This window comes from Streptomyces sp. GbtcB7 (assembly GCF_019091445.1).
In the GTDB taxonomy this organism is placed as follows: domain Bacteria; phylum Actinomycetota; class Actinomycetes; order Streptomycetales; family Streptomycetaceae; genus Streptomyces; species Streptomyces mirabilis.
The window spans coordinates 265,387-282,810 of record NZ_JAGXJM010000001.1 but is presented as its reverse complement, the minus strand read 5'-3'; the positions used below and the strand labels follow the sequence as shown (position 1 = coordinate 282,810).

The window sequence follows — 17,424 nt, the reverse complement described above, 5'->3', positions numbered from 1 at the left end:
CGGCGGGTTTCCCTCGCGCTGGTGTAGGAACGGTGGTGACTGTCATCGGCAGCACGTCCGCCAGCAGGTCCCTACGGCAAGGAGTACCCCGCGTGTCCTCCCTCTTTCCCGCCCTGGTCAGCGGTTCGACCGCACGGCGGCCCGCCCTGCGTTTCGGCGACCGGTCACTGACGTACGCGGAGCTCGCCGCCTCGGCGGGTGAGCTGGCCGCGCGGCTCGACGGCCGGGAGAGGGTCGCCGTGTGGGCGACGCCGTCCCTGGAGACCGCCGTCGGGGTCGTCGCCGCGCTGCTCGCCGGGGTGCCCGCCGTGCCGCTCAACCCCAAGTCGGGGGAGGGCGAACTGGGGCACATTCTGGGCGACAGCGCGCCGTCGCTGGTACTGGTCGAGCCGGGCGTCGAACTTCCCTCACCCGTAAGCGACTTGGAGCGCGTCGACGTCCGGGTGGGAGTCGCCGGTCAGGACACCCGCCCAAGCCCCGGCACCCCCGCACGCCCCGACGTCGAACCGGACGACCCCGCCGCCCCCGCCCTCATCGTCTACACCTCCGGCACCACCGGTCCGCCCAAGGGTGCCGTCATCCCGCGGCGCGCCATCGCCTCGACCCTGGACGCGCTGGCCGACGCCTGGCAGTGGACCGGCGACGACGTGCTCGTGCACGGGCTGCCGCTCTTCCATGTGCACGGGCTGATCCTGGGCATCCTCGGCCCGCTGCGGCGCGGCGCGGCGGTGCGGCATCTGGGCAGGTTCAGCGCACAGGGCGTGGCGCGCGAGCTGGGCGCGGGCGCGACGATGCTGTTCGGGGTGCCGACGATGTACCACCGGCTCGCCGAGGCGCTGGTCGAGGACACCGAACTGGCCAAGGCGCTCGGCGGGGCGCGGCTGCTCGTGTCCGGTTCCGCCGCGCTGCCGGTGCACGACCACGAGCGGATCACGGCCGCGACCGGACGCCGGGTCGTCGAGCGGTACGGCATGACAGAGACCCTCATGAACACCAGCGTGCGGGTGGACGGGGAACCCCGGCCCGGCACCGTCGGAGTGCCGCTGCCCGGCGTCGACGTACGGCTCGTCGAGGAGGACGGGACGACGATCGCCTCGTACGACGCCGACGGCACTCCCACCGGTACGCCCGACGGCGAGACCGTCGGCGAGATCCAGGTCCGGGGGCCGAACCTCTTCACCGAGTACCTGAACCGGCCCGACGCGACCGCCGCCGCGTTCACCGAGGACGGCTGGTTCCGCACCGGCGACATGGCGGTCGTCGACCCCGACGGCTCGGTACGCATCGTCGGCCGCAAGGCCACCGACCTGATCAAGAGCGGCGGCTACAAGATCGGCGCCGGGGAGATCGAGAACGCGCTGCTCGAGCATCCGTCGGTGCGCGAGGCCGCCGTCACCGGTGAGCCCGACGAGGACCTGGGCGAGCGGATCGTGGCCTGGATCGTCCCCGCCGACACCGAGGACCCGCCCGCCGCCGAGGAGTTGGCCGACCACGTGGCCCGCCGCCTCGCCCCGCACAAACGCCCGCGGACCGTGCGCTTCCTCACGTCGCTCCCGCGCAACGACATGGGCAAGATTCTCAAGCGAGCCCTCCCCGACGCCGTCGCAAAGGCCCCTGAGCATGACTGAGCGCTTCTCCGCCCGCGAGGCCATCGCCCTGGCCGGCGATGACTTTCGTGAACTGCCCGTACCCATGCGGGTGTTCAAGCCGGACGGTCCCTTGTCCTGGCAGGGGTACGACGACTCGCGCCGCCGCGCCGTCACCCGTACCGGCGAGGACGAGTCCGTCGTCTGCGGCACCGCGGTCATCGGTGGCACCCGCGCCGTACTGATCGCCTTCGAGTTCGGCTACCTCGGCGGCTCGCTCGGCGAACGCACCGGCGACCGCGTCGAAGCGGCCTACACCCACGCGCGTGCGCACCGCCTGCCCGTCGTCTCACTCGTCGCGACCGGCGGCAGCCGGATGCAGGAGGGCATGCTCGCGCTCACCCAACTCCAGCGTGTGGCACGGCAGTCGGCGCTCGCCCGGGAGGCGGGGCTGCCGCAGATCGCCGTGCTGCGGGATCCGACGACGGGCGGCGGCTGGGCGACGCTGGGTGCGGGCGCCGACGTGACCCTGGCGCTGCCCGGCGCCCAGGTCGGCTTCGCCGGCTCCCGGGTCCGCCCGCCCGACGCGGACCCGACGGCGTACACGGCCGAGGCCCAGGTGACGGCGGGCGCGGTGGACGCCGTCGTACGGGAGGAGGACCTGCGGGAGACACTGGCGCTGTGGCTGGCCCTGCTGACCGCTCCCGCGGCCGAAGCCGAAGCCGAGGGCGAGGCTGAATCCGGGTCCGAGCCCAAGTCCAGAGGCGAGGCCGAGACCGAGTCCAGAGGCGAGGCCGAGACCGAGCAAGAGTCCGGAGGCGAGGTCGAGCCCGTCCCTCCCCCGGCCGCCCTCGGCGCCCCCGGCCTCCCCGCCACCGGCTGGGATGCCGTCCGGCACGCCCGCTCACCCGAGCGCCCCCGGGCCGCCGCCTACCTGGACGCCTACTTCTCTCGCCGCGCCGCGATCAGCGGCGACCGTTGCGGCGGCAGTGACGACGGCATGCTGTGCGGGTTCGGTTCCGGACCCGCGGGGCGGACCGTGGCGTACGCCGCCCAGTGCGGGACCGCGACCCGCCCCGCCGGATACCGCACCGCCGCGCGGCTGATCCGGCTCGCCGGCCGGCTCGGCTTCCCCGTACTGACGCTGGTGGACACCCCGGGCGCCGCCAACGACGCGCAGGCCGAGCGGCAGGGCGCGGGCTCGGCGATCGCGGACCTGTTCGCCGCGGTGGCCACCGCCCGTACGCCCGTCACCACCCTGGTGATCGGCGAGGGCGGCTCGGGCGGCGCGCTCGCGCTGGCCGCGCCCGGCAACACCTGGGCCACGCCGGACAGTTACTTCTCCGTCATCGCGCCGGAGCTCGCGGCCGCGATCCTCAAGCGCCCGGCGAGCGAGGTGCACGACACGGCGGACCAACTCCGCATCCGGCCGCAGGACTTGGTGGAGCTGGGTGTGATCCGGGGCATCGTGGAGCACGCGGGGCGCTGAGCGTGCCACCCGGGCAGTGCCGCTGCGGCGGCGCCGGCTCCCCCCTCCCAAGGGGAACCGGCGCCGCCCGTTCAGAGGGGACGGGGACGGGCCACCGCACCTCCGCCAGAGGGAACGGGGCGGGCTACCGCACCCCCACCGCCCGGATGACCTCCTGGCTCACCGAGCCGCCCCGGTCGTCCCGTGCGGAGGCCCGCAGGGAGATGAACTCCGCGCCGCGCGGCACGCTCAACGTCCCCTTCCAGGACGCCGCGCCGCCACCGCCCGACAGCGGGACCGCCTGCCACGACTTCCCGTCGTCGTAGGACACCTCCAGCTTCCCGCCCCCGATGGTTCCGGTGCCGGGCGCGCCCTTCACGTACTCGGCGTGGATCCCCACCGGCACCCGGCCGCCGCCGCGCACCGCGCCCGCGAGGTCGGTGTCGATGTCGTAGCCGAGGTTGATGAGCGGCAGGAACGTCCAGCGGTCCGCGGGCGTGGCCGCCGAGCGGAGGGTCCACTCGGAGTGCCCCTGGGTGGACAGCGTCCAGCGGTCGGGGTCGAGGGTGGTGTCCGTGATGACCTTGTAGGTGTGTTCGTCGGCGGGCGCGTCCCACACGTACGCGCCGGAGCTCTTGCGCCGGTCGACCAGGGTGCCGTCCTGGTACACGGACGTGAACTGGGTCATCCCGGTGTCGTCGCTCCACACGTCGCCGAAGCCCGTGTGGTCGGGCCCGGAGTCGCCCCAGCCGGGCGTGTTGAACTGGATCTGGTTGCCCGCGCGCTGCTGTCCCCAGCCGAGCCCGGTGCCGAGCCACGCGTGCCAGACCGGCTTGAACCAGTTCAGCGTCGCGTGCGAGCCCCCGCGGTAGTGGACGAGCCCACTGCGCTCCTCCAGCGCGCCCGCCCCGAGGTTCACGGACTCCATCCACGTCTGTCCGGTGCCCGTGGAGACGTAGTCGGTCCGCTCGGCGGGGTAGTCGATCCGCTCCTGGAAGCCGATCCCGATGGGGAAGGCGTCGGTGACCGAGTAGCGGAACTCGCTACCGGAGACGGGCTTGACCGCGTGGAACCTGGTGCCCAGCACGGCGAGTTCACGCGCGCCCGGTTCGTACGTCAGGTCGCCGCGCGGAATGGCCCCCTCGTGCCCTTCCGAGAGGTCGTAGACGTACGGCGTGTTGCGCGTCCCGGTCATGTCGACCTGCCCAGCGGCCCGCAGCCGTGCCGCGTCCGCCGCGTTCACCGTGGCGATCTGCAGCGACCGGTCCGCGCCGTCGTCCGTGCCGAACCAGGCGTTGAGCCGCCCGGCCGCGCCGTCGGTGACGAACAGCGCCTTGGCGCCCGCGTCCTGGGCCGCCTGGGCGACGGCGGCGGGCTCGACACCGTCGGCGAGTGTCGCGAGCACGGCCTTGCCGCTCACCCCGGTGAACGGTCCGGTCCCGACGTCCACCAGCGGCAGCTTGCTCCGGCCCTCGATCAAGGTCCCGCCCGGCTGGGCGACGGCCTCGCCGACGCCCTTCACCTCCAGCGACGGCTTCCCCAGCCGCCACACGGTCCGGTACTCGAAGGTGCCCTGGGTGACCTTCGCGGTCGGCGCGGCGAAGACGCTGTCGTACTTCACGGGCACCTGGACGGCGCCGAACTGGTCGGAGCCGCCCGCGTTCCGGTCGTACTCCATGAGCAGCTGCCGGGTCTCGGTCCGCCGCTTCACCTCGGCCCGGATCTCCCGGAGCTGCCGTCCGTCGAGGGTGACCTCGCGGTCCCGGTCGAGGGTGATCTCGGGCGCTGCGAGGAAGCCGAGCCCGAGCGAGTCGGCGCCGTGACTGCCGTGCACGTCGAGGAAGGAGGTGAGGCTGTACGTCCCCGGCCTGAGCCGGAGTTTCAGGGTGCCGGAGTCGTCGACCGAGGCCGGGAACGGGTCCACGCCGGCCGCGAGTTGCTGCACCGCGAGGTAGGCGGCGGTCGGCTCGCCCGCGCGGTCCTTGACGTGGACGGTGAGCGTGTACCGCTCCTCCTCCTTCACCAGCCCGAACACGGTGTGCGCGACGGGCGTGCCGCCGACGGACGCGACGATCTGCCCGGAGGTGTCGCCCACGGGCGCCTTCGAGCCGTCGCCCGTCACGGTCGTCGACGCGCTGCCGTGCGCGGGCACGGTGAGCGTGGAGTCCGCGAGGGTGGCCACTCCGTCGGCGGCGCCCCGCACGGCGAGGCTCAACTCCATGGAGGAGTCCGAGGAGTTGGTGTAGGTCACGGTCTTCGTGACGGGCTGGTTCGCCTCGTACGGCCAGCCGTAGAAGCCGAGATCGGCGCTTCCGGTGGCGGTGACCTTCGCGTCGATCGCGTCCGGCACGCTCACCCGGCCCGAGCCCAGCACATAGGCGGACACGCCGAGTTGCTTCGACGTCGACATCAGGGCGTCCTTGAGCTGGGCACCGGTCCAGTCGGGGTGCTTCTCGGCGAGCAGGGCGGCCACGCCGGCGACATGCGGCGTCGCCATCGACGTACCGCTCATGGAGGTGTAGTAGCCGCTGCCGGCGACGAGCTGGGAGCGGGCCGCCAGGATGTCGACGCCGGGTGCGGACAGGTCGGGCTTGAGGGCGTTGTCGCCGTAGCGCGGTCCTGCGCTGGTGAAGTAGGCGGCCTGGTCGGCGGAGTCCACCGCGCCGACGGTCAGCGCGGCGTCGGCGGCGCCGGGCGAGCCGATGGAGGAGGGGGCGCCGGTGTTGCCCGCGGCGACGACGAAGAGGGCGCCGGTCTCCTTGGACAGCGTGTTCACCGCCTGCGCCATGGGATCCGTACCGTCGCTCGCCTCGGTCGAGCCGAGGCTCATGGAGATCACCTTGGCGTGCACGTCCCGCGCGGCCCACTCCATGCCCGCGATGATCTCCGAGTCGCTGCCCGAGCCCTCGTCGCTGAGTACCTTGCCGACGGCGAGCGTCGCGTCGGGCGCGACACCCCGCTCCTTGCCGTCGGAGGCGGCACCGCTGCCGCCGACCGTGGACGTCGTGTGCGTACCGTGCCCGTTGCGGTCGGCGACCTCCTGCCCGTCGATGAAGCTCTTGCTGACGGAGACCCGTCCGGCCAGGTCGGGATGGTCGGCGTCCACCCCCGTGTCGAGCACCGCGACCGTGACACCCTTCCCGGTGAGGCCGGCCTCCCAGGCCTGCGGCGTCCCGATCTGGGCGTTGCTCTCGGCCAGGTCGGCGCGCACGCGCCCGTCGAGCCAGACCTTGTCGACCGTACCGCCCTGCCGGGTGAGGGACTGCCAGAAGGTGCGCCCCTTGTCGGCGGCGACGGCGGCGCCCCGGATGCTGGGCAGCGCGCGCTTCTGCTCGGCCCCGCGCAGGGTGGCCGCGCGCGCTCCCTTCCCGTACGTCACGATCAGCGGCAGCTCGGCCGTCTTCCGGTCGGTGAGCCCCTGACGTATCAGCTCGCTCACGTCGAACAGCCGCCGGTCGAGGGTGCCCGCCCGCAGATAGGGCAGTGCCTCGTCCGGTACGACGGTCACGGCGCCGTTCGTCACCTGGGTGCGGACCGCCCCCGTGGCCCCCCGGGGCCGCTCGACCGTGACCGTCTTCTTGCCGGCGCCGAGGTCGGTGACGGTCACCTTGTCGCCGGTGACGAGAGTGACGGTGTGGGTGGCGGAGGCGGTTCGCGTCGGGGCCGGGGCGGCTGCCTCGGCCGCGCCCGCCGGCCCCGTGGGCAGTACGGCGAGCACGAGCCCGGCGGACAGCAGAGCCGCCCCCCGTCTGACTGGTCCTCTGGTCATGGATGACCTCTCCTCGTCGGCACGTGGTGGCTCCGGTGCTGCGAAGAGTTTCGGGGGGCCGGTGGTGCGCGGGAGTTGACGGAACCTGGCGAGAAACTGCCCTGGCGGGTTTCCGCCAGGGCACCGGGATCACTCATCCGGACAAGACGGCCCAACCAGCATCCGGACAGGACCACCCATCCAGCGGCACCCCGCCCGGCCCCCCACAGAAGGCGCCTGGTCCGGCGCCCGTCCACGATGCGAGGAAGGACCGCCACCCGGCGGAGCCCCCACGGTCTGCTCTCGGGAGGACCTGCCATGACCGCCAGTCTCGAGCGGTTGCGCCGCTGTCACTTCGCCGTCGACCTGGGCGCGGCCCGGACCCGGGTGTACGTGAAGGGCGCGGGGCTGGTCGTCGATCAGCCTAGTGTCGCCGCGATCAACACCAGGAACGGCGCGCTGATCGCGGTCGGCGAGTTCGCGGAGAAGATGACGGGCCGTACCCCCGACTACATCCGGGTCATGCGGCCGGTGTCCGGCGGCACGGTCGTCGACATCGAGATGGCCCAGCGCATGCTGCGCCAGCTGCTCGGCGACAAGGTCCGCCGCGCCCTGCGCCGCAAGCCCCGGCTGCGCGCCGCGGCCTGCACCCCGCACGACGCGGACCCTCTGGCACAGCGCGCCGCGATCGAGACGCTGGTCGGGCTGGGGGCGCGGCGGGTCGAACTGGTCGACACGCTGATCGCCGCCGCCGTCGGGTGCGGGCTGCCCGTCGAACAGCCGGAAGCCACCATGATCATGGTGTGCGGGGCGGCCGCCACCCAGGTCGCCGTGCTGTGCCTGGGGTCCATCGTGACCGCGGAGCGCATTCCGGTGGGCGGCGAGGCCGTCGACCGCGCGATCGTGCAGCACCTGCGCCACCAGCACGAGCTGATGCTTCCTTCGCAGTCGGTACGGCCCCTGCAGCTCGCCCTCTCCGGCAACGGGCTCACCTCGCACGGCCCGGCGTCCACGGAGATCCACGGGCGGGACGTGGCGACCGGCCTCGCCCGGTCCGTACAGGTCGACACCGCCGCCGTACGCGACGCCATCCAGACCCCGCTGACCGCCGTACTGGACGGGATCGGGAAGGTGCTGCGGGCCTGCCCGCCCGACCTGGTGGCCGACCTCGCCGACCGCGGCATCATGATGGTCGGCGGCAGCGCGCTGCTGCCGGGCCTCGACCAGATGCTTCGGCAGGCGACGGGCATGCCGGTGCACATCGCCGAACGTCCCGACGTGTGCGCGGTGCAGGGCCTGGGCTACATGCTGGAGGGCAAGATCGCGCCGCTGATGCTGGACCCGCTGGCGCTCTGACGGCCGGGCCCCGGAACAAGGCCCCGGTATGCACGATCCGGTCCCCCGCCTGCCGTCGCTCCTGGAAGCCGTCCTCAGCGTCGGCACCGACCTCGAACTGCGGGCCACGCTCCAGCACATCGTGGACGCCGCCGCCGAGCTCACGGAGGCCCGGTACGCGGCGCTGGACATGACCGATCCGGGACGGGACGGGCTCACGGGGATCCGTACGGCGGAACGGCCCGAACGGCCCGAACCGCCGGAGCCGCCCGAGCCGCCCGAGCCGCCCGAGCCGTCGAAGCCACCGGAATCGACGGAGTCGCCGAAGCCGCCGGAACTGGTCGTGCCGATCCACGTCGACGACGAGGTCTTCGGCGACCTGCGCCTCGCCGGGAAGCGCGACGGCCCGTTCACGGACGAGGACGAGCAACTCGTACGGGTCCTGGCGACCCAGGCCGGCATCGCGATCGGCAACGCCCGGCTGTACGAGACGGCGCGGCAGCGCGAGCGCTGGATCGAGGGCGCGGCGGCCGTCACCACCGCGCTGCTCAGCGGCGAGAGCGCCGCCGACGCGCTGATGACGGTCGCCGAACGGGCCCGGCGCCTGGCCGAGGCCTCGGCCGGTGTCATCCTGCAGCCCACCGAGGGCGGCGGCATGGAGATCGTGACCGCCTCCACGCTCGACGACCCCGGTGACATCGTCGGCGTCGTGATCGAGCCGGGCAGCCCCGTCCTCGATCAACTCCTCGGCGGTGAACCGGTGTTCATCGACGACTCGGCGACCGACCCCCGGATGACCACGCACGTACGGCACCGGTTCGGGCCGAACATGATGCTGCCGCTCCAGGCGGGCGGGCGTCTCCTCGGCACGCTCGCCCTCCCCCGCCGGCGCGGCGGCCGTCCGTACACCGCGGTGGAGCGGCTGCTCGCCACCCAGTTCGCCTCACAGGCCGCGCTGGCGCTGGTCCACGCCGAGGCCCAGCACAGCAGGGAGCGGCTCGCGGTCTACGAGGACCGCGACCGGATCGCCCGCGACCTGCACGACCTCGTCGTCCAACGGCTGTTCGCGACCGGCATGATGCTGGAGTCCACACAGCGCAGGAGCGCCGGAACGGGCGATACGGACAAGGATGTGCACGCGACGCTCGGCCGTGCCGTCGACGAACTCCAGTCCACCGTCCAGGAGGTCCGCACGGCGATCTTCGCGCTCCAGCAGCCGCCGGCCGACGCCCCCACCACCTTCCGCGGCAAGGTTCTGCGCGAGGCGGCGGGCGCGGGCGCGGTGCTGGGTTTCCAGCCGTCCACCCGGTTCACCGGCGCGGTGGAGAACCGTCTCGCGGAGCCCGTCGCCGGCCGGCTGCTCACCGCACTGCGCCGCGCCCTGGCCGCCGCCTCCCGCCGCGCCGGTGTCTCCCGCGTCGAGATCGCGGTCGACGTGACGGCGCCCCTCCCCGACGGACGCCCCGGGGTCCGCCTGACGGTCTTCGACGACGGCGGCGCGGGGAACGGCCATGCGGAGGGCGGCGGCGCGGAGGGCGGCGCGGGTACGACGGTCACCTGGCAGTCGCCCCTGTGAGCCGCGTCCGCAACTCACTTGACGTCCCCTCAGGGTCTCCGTAGCGTCGCAGTTCGTACGCCCACATGACCGATATTCACATCCGAGGACGGGATGGCCATGGCTCAGCGACGTGTGGTGGTGTCCGGCGGCGGTACCGGGATCGGCCTGGCGACGGCGGAGGCGTTCGCCGCGGACGGGGACCGGGTGGTGCTCCTCGGCCGCCGCGAGGACGTGTTGCGCAAGGCGGCCGACACCTTGAACGGCCAGTACGGCGAGTCGACGGCGAGTTGGTGCGCGGCGGACCTCGCCGACCCCGAACAGGTGGGTCGGGCAAGGGATTTCATCACGGCGGACGAGACCCCGGTGGACGTGCTGGTGGCCAACGCGGGCGGCAACGTGGCCCGTGAACCCGACGGCACGCTCGCCTCCATCGCGGACAGCTACCGCGACAACTTCGACGCCAATGTGCTGACCGCGGTCCTGCTCACCGAGGCCCTGCTCCCCCACATGCGCCGCCCCGGCGGCCGTATCGTGCAGCTCTCCTCCATCGCCTCACTGCGCGGGCCCGGCTCGTACGGCGGCTCCAAGGCCTGGGTCAACACGTACACCTACGCCCTCGCGCAGCGCGTCGGCCCCGAGGGCATCACCGTGAACGCGGTCGCCCCCGGTTTCGTCGGCGACACGGAGTTCTTCGGCGCCCGCGCGACACCGGAGTTCATCGCCTCCCGGGTCGGCCAGACCCTGACCGGCAAGCCGGGTCACCCCTCCGAGATCGCCGCCGCCGTCCGGTACGTGGCGTCACCGGAGGCGGCGTACCTGACGGGGCAGTTGCTGCACATCAACGGGGGTGCGGCGCTGGGCCGTTAGGGCCTGTCTTCTGGATCAGGCCTGGGCCGCCCGGACCGGCGGGCGCGGCGTCACGGTCACCTCCGGGATGGTGCCGCCGCAGCGCAGTACGACGTCCAGGACACGGAGGAACTCCTCCACGTCGAGCAGGGAACCCGTCAGATAGCCGCGCTGCCGCCAGACCGGGTAGACCTGGGCCGCGTACTCCCGGTCCCAGCCGTCGTTGAACCCGGTCCTGGAGTCCCCTTCCCCGCCCGCGCAGTCCCCGACCACGAACCGGGTGAAGCCCACGCTCGGGTGCTCGACGCGGAAGGCCTCGACGAGCTTCTCCAGGGCCGCCTTGCTCACGTGGTAGGCCGCGAACCCCGGCCAGGACGGCGTGAGCGAGCCGCCGATGGAGGACAGGTAGGCGGCGACCCCGCCCGACTTCGTCAGATGTGGGAGCGCGGCGCTCGTGACCAGCGCCGCGCCGATCACATTGGTGTCCATGGCGCGGCGCCAGGCGTCGGCGTCGAGATTCTCGACCGGGGCGAGGGGGCCGATGCCGGTGGCGTAGACGAGGGCGTCGATGCCGCCCAGCCCGGCGGCGGCCTCCTCGACCGCCGCCCGGCAGGACGACTCGTCGGTCACGTCACAGGCGACGGCGAGCGCGTCCGGGCCCGCCTCCTTCGCCGCGTCGACCAGCCGGTCGCGCCGGCGTGCCAGCAGGGCGACCCGGTCGCCGCGGCGCCCCAGGTCGACCCCGATGCACCGGCCCAGTCCACTCGACGCCCCGACCACGACAGCCTTCATGCCAGAACCTCATTCTCAGTATCCGACAATCCCCTTCCGCCGCTTCTATCACGAGTCGGGGCCGATGGGCAGACCCCCTGCAACGCCTCTCTACGCACTCGCGCGCAGATACCCCGAGTTCGCCACCTGCCCGAGGAACGTCAGTCGGGTGTCGGTCGCCATGTGCTTGTCGAAGGCCTCCTTGATACCCGGCCACTTGGGGTGCCCGAAGTCGTCGAGTACGACGATCCCGCCGGGCGCGACGATCTGCTCGGCCCACTCCAGGTCCGCGGCGACACCGGAGGCGGAGTGGTCACCGTCGACGATGATCACCCCGTAGGAACGGTCGGAGACCAGGGCGCGCACCTCGGGGTCCTCGGAGAAGCCCTGCTGGACACGGGCCGCTGCACCGGCCGCGCCGACCAGCGCCAGATTGGCGCGCACCGCGGCGCCACGCACGGGAGTGCCCGTCGGGTCGGCCCCCTCGGTGGTGCCGGGCTGCAACTGGAGGCCCGCGAGCGGGTCGACGATCGTCAGACGCGGGTCGCGTCCCGCGCGCTCCATCATCCGGATCAGGGCCGCGCCGAACATCCCGTACAGGGTGCCGATCTCGAGGATCTCGTCGTTCGGCGGGTCGAGCAGCGGGACGGCGGAGAGCTTGCCGCAGATGTTCATGGTGCCGCCGGCGATCCGGCCGACCCCGAGCGCCTCCAGAGCGATGAGCAGCCGGAACGCCTGGGAGATGTTCCGCTCCGCCCCGCCCTTGTCTCCGCTCACCTGCGCCAACTCCTCGATGGCGCGATCGAGATGGATCTGGGCCGGCATGCGCGATACGCCGCGCCCCGTCCCGTCGATCAGCAGTTCGAGGGGACGCTGACGATTGCGCAGTGTCGCCAGCTCGCGCTGGAGTCCGCCTCCGGATCCGTCCCCGATGGCGCGGCGGATCTGGCGTTCGATGCGCTGATCGATGAGGTCGGCGATCGGACGCAGGGCGCGCCTGGCGGTCTTGGTGGTGAGTAACGCTCGCATGGCTCTTTGACCCTCGCAGGTATAGGAGAAGTGCTGCGTACGCGGGGGGACAGAAGGTGCGCACACCCTGATGACGACCGGCTGCGCAGTGGGGATCCAACGCCCAAAGGACGGTAAAGCGTAAACGTCCCACAGATAAATCACAGCGAACACCGGCCCCCCAAAAGGGAACGTGTGAATGATGCTTGGGCCACGGGAGGGTTACGTGCGTCGACATGTGGCGCGCCACCAGCTGAATGACGGGTCAGGAGGGAGCGGGGGTCACGGAGCGGGGTCGGGTCGCGACAGCCCGCGCCGGTGGATCTTCCTCGTAACGTAGAGCTCTCTCCCGTCGTCCATCTCCCCCGACTCCACGAGGACCGTTCATGACGACCGTGACACTCCTGCACCCCGGCGCCATGGGCGCGGAGGTCGGCGCCCAGGCACACCTGGCCGGGACCCGGGTGCTCCACGTCCCCACCGGCCGTGGTTCCGCCAGCGTCGAGCGGGCCCGGAAGGCCGGCCTGGAGGCGGCCGAGTCACTCGGGTCCGCCTTGGCCGTCAGCGACCTGGTCCTGTCGATCTGTCCACCGCACGCGGCGGAGGACGTCGCGCGCGAGGTCCTCGAGCACGCCTTCACCGGTGTCTACGTGGAGGCGAACGCCATCAGCCCCGATCGGGCCCTCCGTATCGACGCAGCCTGCCGCGAACGCGGCGTCGTCATGGTCGACGGCTCGATCATCGGCGCTCCCCCCGGACCGGACAGCGCCCCGCGGCTCTACCTGAGCGGCGACCAGGAGGCTGTCGGCCGGGTGGCCGCGGTGTTCGAGGGCACCGCCGTACTCGCCCGACCGCTCGACGCCGGGGTCGGTGCCGCGTCGGCACTGAAAATGGCCTTCGCCTCCTTCCAGAAGTCCGCCCGCGTCCTGGCCGCCGTCTCGCACGCCCTCGCCACGCGTCACGGCGTGGATGCCGAACTGACCCTGGAGGCCGAGTCGATCACCTCCGGGATTCTCGCCGAGGTGGACTACCTGCCCAGCGTCGCGGCCCGCGCCTGGCGTTGGGCCCCCGAGATGGAGGAGATCGCCGCCACCCTCCGCTCCACCGGCCTCCCGCCCGACCTGGCCGAGGCCGGCGCCACGGTTCTGCGCCACTGGACCGCCGACAAGGACCGCTTCGACCTCCCCCTGGAGAAGGTCCTCGCCCACCTCCACACACCCGACGACCAGGACTGACGTCCAGTTCCGTCACGTCACCACCTCTCACCCCTCTCACCCCGGTGCCGGGAATCCACCGCAGGAGCCCAACGACGTTACGTGCGGGAAACCTTGACGATCACTGTCCCGGGTGCCACGATTCCGGCGCCGCCATGTTTACGTAAACATCACCACCGACCCAGCTCCGGCCATGAGTTCAGGCCTCGCCGTGCCGGCCGATGTTTACGTAAACACAGCGTTCCGGTCGGTGGATCAGGGAGGAGCGGACGGATGGGCTCAACGCCACGGGCGAGGGTTCACGGCGCCTGGAGGCCGTCGAGGTCGAGACGGCACAAGAACCAGGCCTCGCACCTGCCTTGAGTAGGCCGAGGCCCACCCGCGCGGGCGACAGGACCGCCCCGCACGCCCCCACCCCATTCCCCCCACACCGGTGAAGCACCACCGGTCAAGCACCACCGGTGAAACACCACCGCACCACCGATACAGCACCGGTCGTCACCGGGCCCATGACGGCGAGCCGACGCACCCCGCGTCCCGTCCGGCCCGGCGAACCCTCCGACGGCCGCCCAGCCCCGCGCAGGCTCCGCCGGGCGCTGAGCCGCAGTCACCTGAAAGGGCAAGTCGATGCGCACTACCCCCGCCAGAACCCGCCTCACGCCCCGTCTGCGCGCCGCCTTCGTGGCGCTCCTGATCGCCGGCACCAGCGGCACCGCCGTCGCCGCGACCAGCGGCACGGCCGTCGCCGGCGGCCCCGCCCACGCCGCGCCGAGCAAGGACACGACCCAGTTCAAGGGCGTGAACTGGGCCGACCCGCGTGACAACTTCGCCGACGACCCGGTCGTACTGTCCGGCCTGTCGACCTCCGACGGCTACGCCCGGACCTACGCCAAGGCGAGCCGGATCATCTCGGCGTTCCGCGCGAACCTCGGCGCCAACACCGTCCGGCTGCCCATCAACCCGTACACGGTCAACGGCTCGTACTGGAAGTCCTACCGCGGGGTCATCGACGCCGCGTCGGACAAGGGTTTCAAGGTCATCGTCTCCTACTGGGAGGGCACGGGCGCCCGCAAGGACGGTTTCATCGACGACCCCGCCACCTTCTGGCCCATGTGGAACACGGTGGTCAAGACCTACAGGAACGACAAGCAGGTCTACTTCGAGCCGATGAACGAGCCCCACGGCTACACCGACACCGAGTGGGCCGACATCGCCGCGAAGTGGCTGGCCACCTACCCCTCCGTCCCGCGCGACCGGGTGTTCGTCAGCGGCGCCGGCTACAACGACCACGTCACCTCCGTCTGCGCCGACCCGCGACTGAAGGGCACCTACCTCTCCCTGCACCACTACGGCTTCTGGAAGGACTACGCCACGTACGACCAGTGGGTGTCCGACCTCAAGGAGCGCATCGGTGACTGCGCGGGCCGTACCGTCGCCGACGAGTTCGGTGCCCCGATGACCACCGGCCTCGACTACAACAAGCCGGACGCCTCCAACAACTACGTCAACTACGTCCAGGCCGTCACCGACACCTTCCGCGAGCTCAAGATGGGCTCCGTCTACTGGCCCGGCCTGCGCACCGACGACACGTACTCCCTGCAGACCCTGACCGGCGACCCCGCCCGCCCGTGGCTCGCCACCACCAACCAGTCCGGCGCCGACCGCCTCGCCTGGGCCTGGGGCCGCGGAAAGCCCGTCCAGCCCTGACCCGGCCCCCCCCGGCCCGGCCCTCGCGCGCGGGCCAGCTGGAGCCGCTCCTCGTTCGAACTGACTTCGCCAAGGAACCACCGTTCCCTGGCGATCACCCCGGACGAGCGCAAAGCGCGCGAAACGCACAACCGCGGCCCCTGGAACAGCTCCGGGGGCCGCAACCTCGCTACGGGCGAACCACGAACGCGCAGGCGGCATCGTTTCTTGATGAGCCTGGGTGAGCCGCTCTTCGGGCAGCCGAACCGTCGCAGACGGGTCACCTTCACCGGGCACTTCAGCGGGCGGGTCCATGGAGACACCACGCCTCCAGCGCGCCTGTCGTCGTTGAGTTTCCCGGCCGGCAAAGCGTCGTACAACTGGTCTCGACCCGCCTGCCCAGGGCGGCCTGGCGCGTCAGGTGGTCACGGTCGAGCTGGAGATCGACGGGCTGGGCCGCCGGCGCCAGGAGTTCAAGGACGCCTGGCGACCATGAAGGGCGGCCACGGCAGGGCCGCCCTTCATGGTCGCCGGCCGATCAGCAGGCGTCGACGTACCAGACAGGGGCCCAGTCGCCGTTGGGGTCGCCGTAGGGCGCGCCGGGGGTGGTGTAGATGAGGTGCTTGTTCTTGTCGTACATCTTCGCCTTGGTGCCGTTGGACTGGTTGTTGTACCAGGAGCCGCCACTGTTCAGGCCGTCCGGGATTTCCTGCAGGTAGCAGTCCTTGAACTTGAACGCCAGCGTGTTGTAGTTCGCGTACTTGTAGCCGCAGAAGTAGTACTTCGGACAGTCGGACGGCGCAGCCGCGATGCGGGGGCCGGAGGCGGGTCGGGCGGCGGTGGCGGAGACGGCGGCCTGGGCGGTGCTGGTGGCGGTGGCAAGGGCGATGAAGGCGCCTGCCAAGAGGGCGGTGCGGCGGAGGCGGGTTCGGGTGGTTGCGTGCGTCACGGGCCTTACCTTTCCTGTGGCTTGTCCGGTTCGCTCCTTACGCGTCACCGGTCACACCGCCAACAATCGGGGCGATCCCCCGGGCCCGCGATGGTTTCGGTCCTGACCGAACCGTGGCCCTCGCGAACACGGAACCGGGGGAGCAGGGGCTGAGGGGGCGGCGAGATGTTACGTGTGCGGTTCACGACCGAGGACCTCCTGCGGGTGACGTTCGCCCGCGAGCCGGCGCCGCTGATGGAACTAGGGCTGGCGCTGGCCGCGCTGCAGCGGAGCGACCTGCCCCCGGTCTTCGGAAGATGGCAGCAGGCGCTCCGGCGCACCTTTCCGCGCGGTGCCCGGCCGCTGTTGGAGCTGGTGCCGCCCTCGGGGCGCGGGCCCCTGTTCCTGGATCCGCTCAGCCGGGGACTGGACGACGGGCTCGACCAGGTGTTGTCCGCACCGGCCGGTTTCGTCCGGTCGGAGCTGGTCCGGGTGCGCGCGGCGTACCGCCACCCGGTGACCGGGTGGGTCCATGGCCTGGCGGGCCAGGACCGGGATGCCTGGCGGGTCCTCACCGAGGCTTTGTGTACCGCGTACGACAGCCTGTTGGCGTCGTCCTGGAGCGGCGTCCAGTCCGCTTTCGACGCCGAACGCGCCTGGCGCACCCGGCTCCTGGCCGACCAGGGCATCCGCACCACCCTGGCCGGACTGGTCCCGGGAGCACGGTGGCGGGGTACGACGCTGGAGTTCAACTGGCCCGAGGAGGCAGAGTTCGCCCTCGACGGGCGAGGCCTGGTCCTGTTGCCGTCGATGGTGTGGAGCCGCTGGCCCATGCTCGCCGTACGTCCCGAGGCGGCCGCCATCCTGGTCTACCCGGCGGTGAGCCCGCTCCCGCTGCTGGACGAACCGGTCGGCACTGCCCCCCTCGCCGCCCTTCTGGGCTCCACCCGCGCCGCCGCCCTCACACTGCTCACCCGGCAGCGCACCACGACGGACCTCGCGACGGAACTGTCCATCGCCAAGTCCTCGGCGTCCGAACACGCCAAGGCCCTCCGCGCCGCTCGACTGATCACCACGGAGCGCAGCGGCAAGGCCGTCCGGCACTCCTGCACCCCGCTGGGCCTCGACCTCCTCGCGGGCGGGGGCGGCCCGGTGACCGCGTAGCGTGTCAGGGCGCCGTAGGGCGTGGCGAGATGTGCGCGCCGCCCTGGCCGGAGGTGAGCCTGTCCGGCTCGTGGTTCCGCCTCTCCGCGCGGATCGTCGAGATCGCCTGTCG

Annotated in this window: 12 protein-coding genes; 8 read left to right on the top strand and 4 right to left on the bottom strand. The window is 72.2% G+C overall.

What is annotated here, in order from left to right:
• The first annotated feature begins 92 nt into the window (after positions 1 to 92).
• Entirely contained in the window at positions 93 to 1,628 is a 1,536-nt protein-coding gene (locus KVT44_RS01215; protein ID WP_217565745.1) for an acyl-CoA synthetase, read from the top strand.
• Complete coding sequence (locus KVT44_RS01210) at positions 1,621 to 3,075, top strand: carboxyl transferase domain-containing protein (protein WP_217565744.1); 1,455 nt, start codon at positions 1,621 to 1,623, stop codon at positions 3,073 to 3,075. The genes KVT44_RS01215 and KVT44_RS01210 overlap by 8 nt, the downstream gene beginning before the upstream one ends.
• Positions 3,076 to 3,199: 124 nt before the next feature.
• Here the strand turns inward: KVT44_RS01210 and KVT44_RS01205 are convergent, their stop codons facing one another.
• Positions 3,200 to 6,823 carry a S8 family serine peptidase gene (locus tag KVT44_RS01205; protein ID WP_217565743.1) on the bottom strand — a complete coding sequence of 1,208 codons (3,624 nt, stop codon included), beginning with the start codon at positions 6,821 to 6,823 and terminating at the stop codon, positions 3,200 to 3,202.
• 297 nt (positions 6,824 to 7,120) lie between these two features.
• Here KVT44_RS01205 and KVT44_RS01200 point away from each other — a divergent pair, with 297 nt between their 5' ends.
• From KVT44_RS01200 to KVT44_RS01190, 3 genes are all read left to right on the top strand, one after another.
• Positions 7,121 to 8,158 (top strand): rod shape-determining protein, encoded by a 1,038-nt coding sequence (locus KVT44_RS01200; protein ID WP_190168743.1) that lies wholly within the window; start codon positions 7,121 to 7,123, stop codon positions 8,156 to 8,158.
• 28 nt (positions 8,159 to 8,186) lie between these two features.
• Entirely contained in the window at positions 8,187 to 9,713 is a 1,527-nt protein-coding gene (locus KVT44_RS01195) for a GAF domain-containing protein (protein WP_217565742.1), read from the top strand.
• A gap of 99 nt (positions 9,714 to 9,812) precedes the next feature.
• Positions 9,813 to 10,562 carry an SDR family NAD(P)-dependent oxidoreductase gene (locus KVT44_RS01190; protein ID WP_217565741.1) on the top strand — a complete coding sequence of 250 codons (750 nt, stop codon included), beginning with the start codon at positions 9,813 to 9,815 and terminating at the stop codon, positions 10,560 to 10,562.
• Between the two features lie 15 nt (positions 10,563 to 10,577).
• Here KVT44_RS01190 and KVT44_RS01185 read toward each other — a convergent pair whose 3' ends face one another.
• Positions 10,578 to 11,333, bottom strand: coding sequence for an SDR family oxidoreductase (locus KVT44_RS01185; protein ID WP_217565740.1), 756 nt, complete (start codon positions 11,331 to 11,333; stop codon positions 10,578 to 10,580).
• Between the two features lie 90 nt (positions 11,334 to 11,423).
• Positions 11,424 to 12,341: a class I SAM-dependent methyltransferase gene (locus KVT44_RS01180; protein ID WP_190168746.1), complete on the bottom strand. Its 918-nt coding sequence runs from the start codon at positions 12,339 to 12,341 to the stop codon at positions 11,424 to 11,426.
• 365 nt (positions 12,342 to 12,706) lie between these two features.
• On the opposite strand from KVT44_RS01180, the gene KVT44_RS01175 reads away from it, so the two are divergent.
• Both KVT44_RS01175 and KVT44_RS01170 read left to right on the top strand, forming a co-directional pair.
• Positions 12,707 to 13,555 (top strand): NAD(P)-dependent oxidoreductase, encoded by an 849-nt coding sequence (locus KVT44_RS01175; RefSeq protein WP_217565739.1) that lies wholly within the window; start codon positions 12,707 to 12,709, stop codon positions 13,553 to 13,555.
• Between the two features lie 606 nt (positions 13,556 to 14,161).
• Complete coding sequence (locus KVT44_RS01170) at positions 14,162 to 15,241, top strand: glycoside hydrolase family 5 protein (protein ID WP_217565738.1); 1,080 nt, start codon at positions 14,162 to 14,164, stop codon at positions 15,239 to 15,241.
• A gap of 517 nt (positions 15,242 to 15,758) precedes the next feature.
• On the opposite strand, the gene KVT44_RS01165 is transcribed toward KVT44_RS01170, so the two are convergent.
• Positions 15,759 to 16,169: a hypothetical protein gene (locus KVT44_RS01165; RefSeq protein ID WP_217565737.1), complete on the bottom strand. Its 411-nt coding sequence runs from the start codon at positions 16,167 to 16,169 to the stop codon at positions 15,759 to 15,761.
• 174 nt (positions 16,170 to 16,343) lie between these two features.
• On the opposite strand from KVT44_RS01165, the gene KVT44_RS60500 reads away from it, so the two are divergent.
• Positions 16,344 to 17,312, top strand: coding sequence for a helix-turn-helix domain-containing protein (locus tag KVT44_RS60500; RefSeq protein ID WP_143687836.1), 969 nt, complete (start codon positions 16,344 to 16,346; stop codon positions 17,310 to 17,312).
• Positions 17,313 to 17,424: the final 112 nt, after the last annotated feature.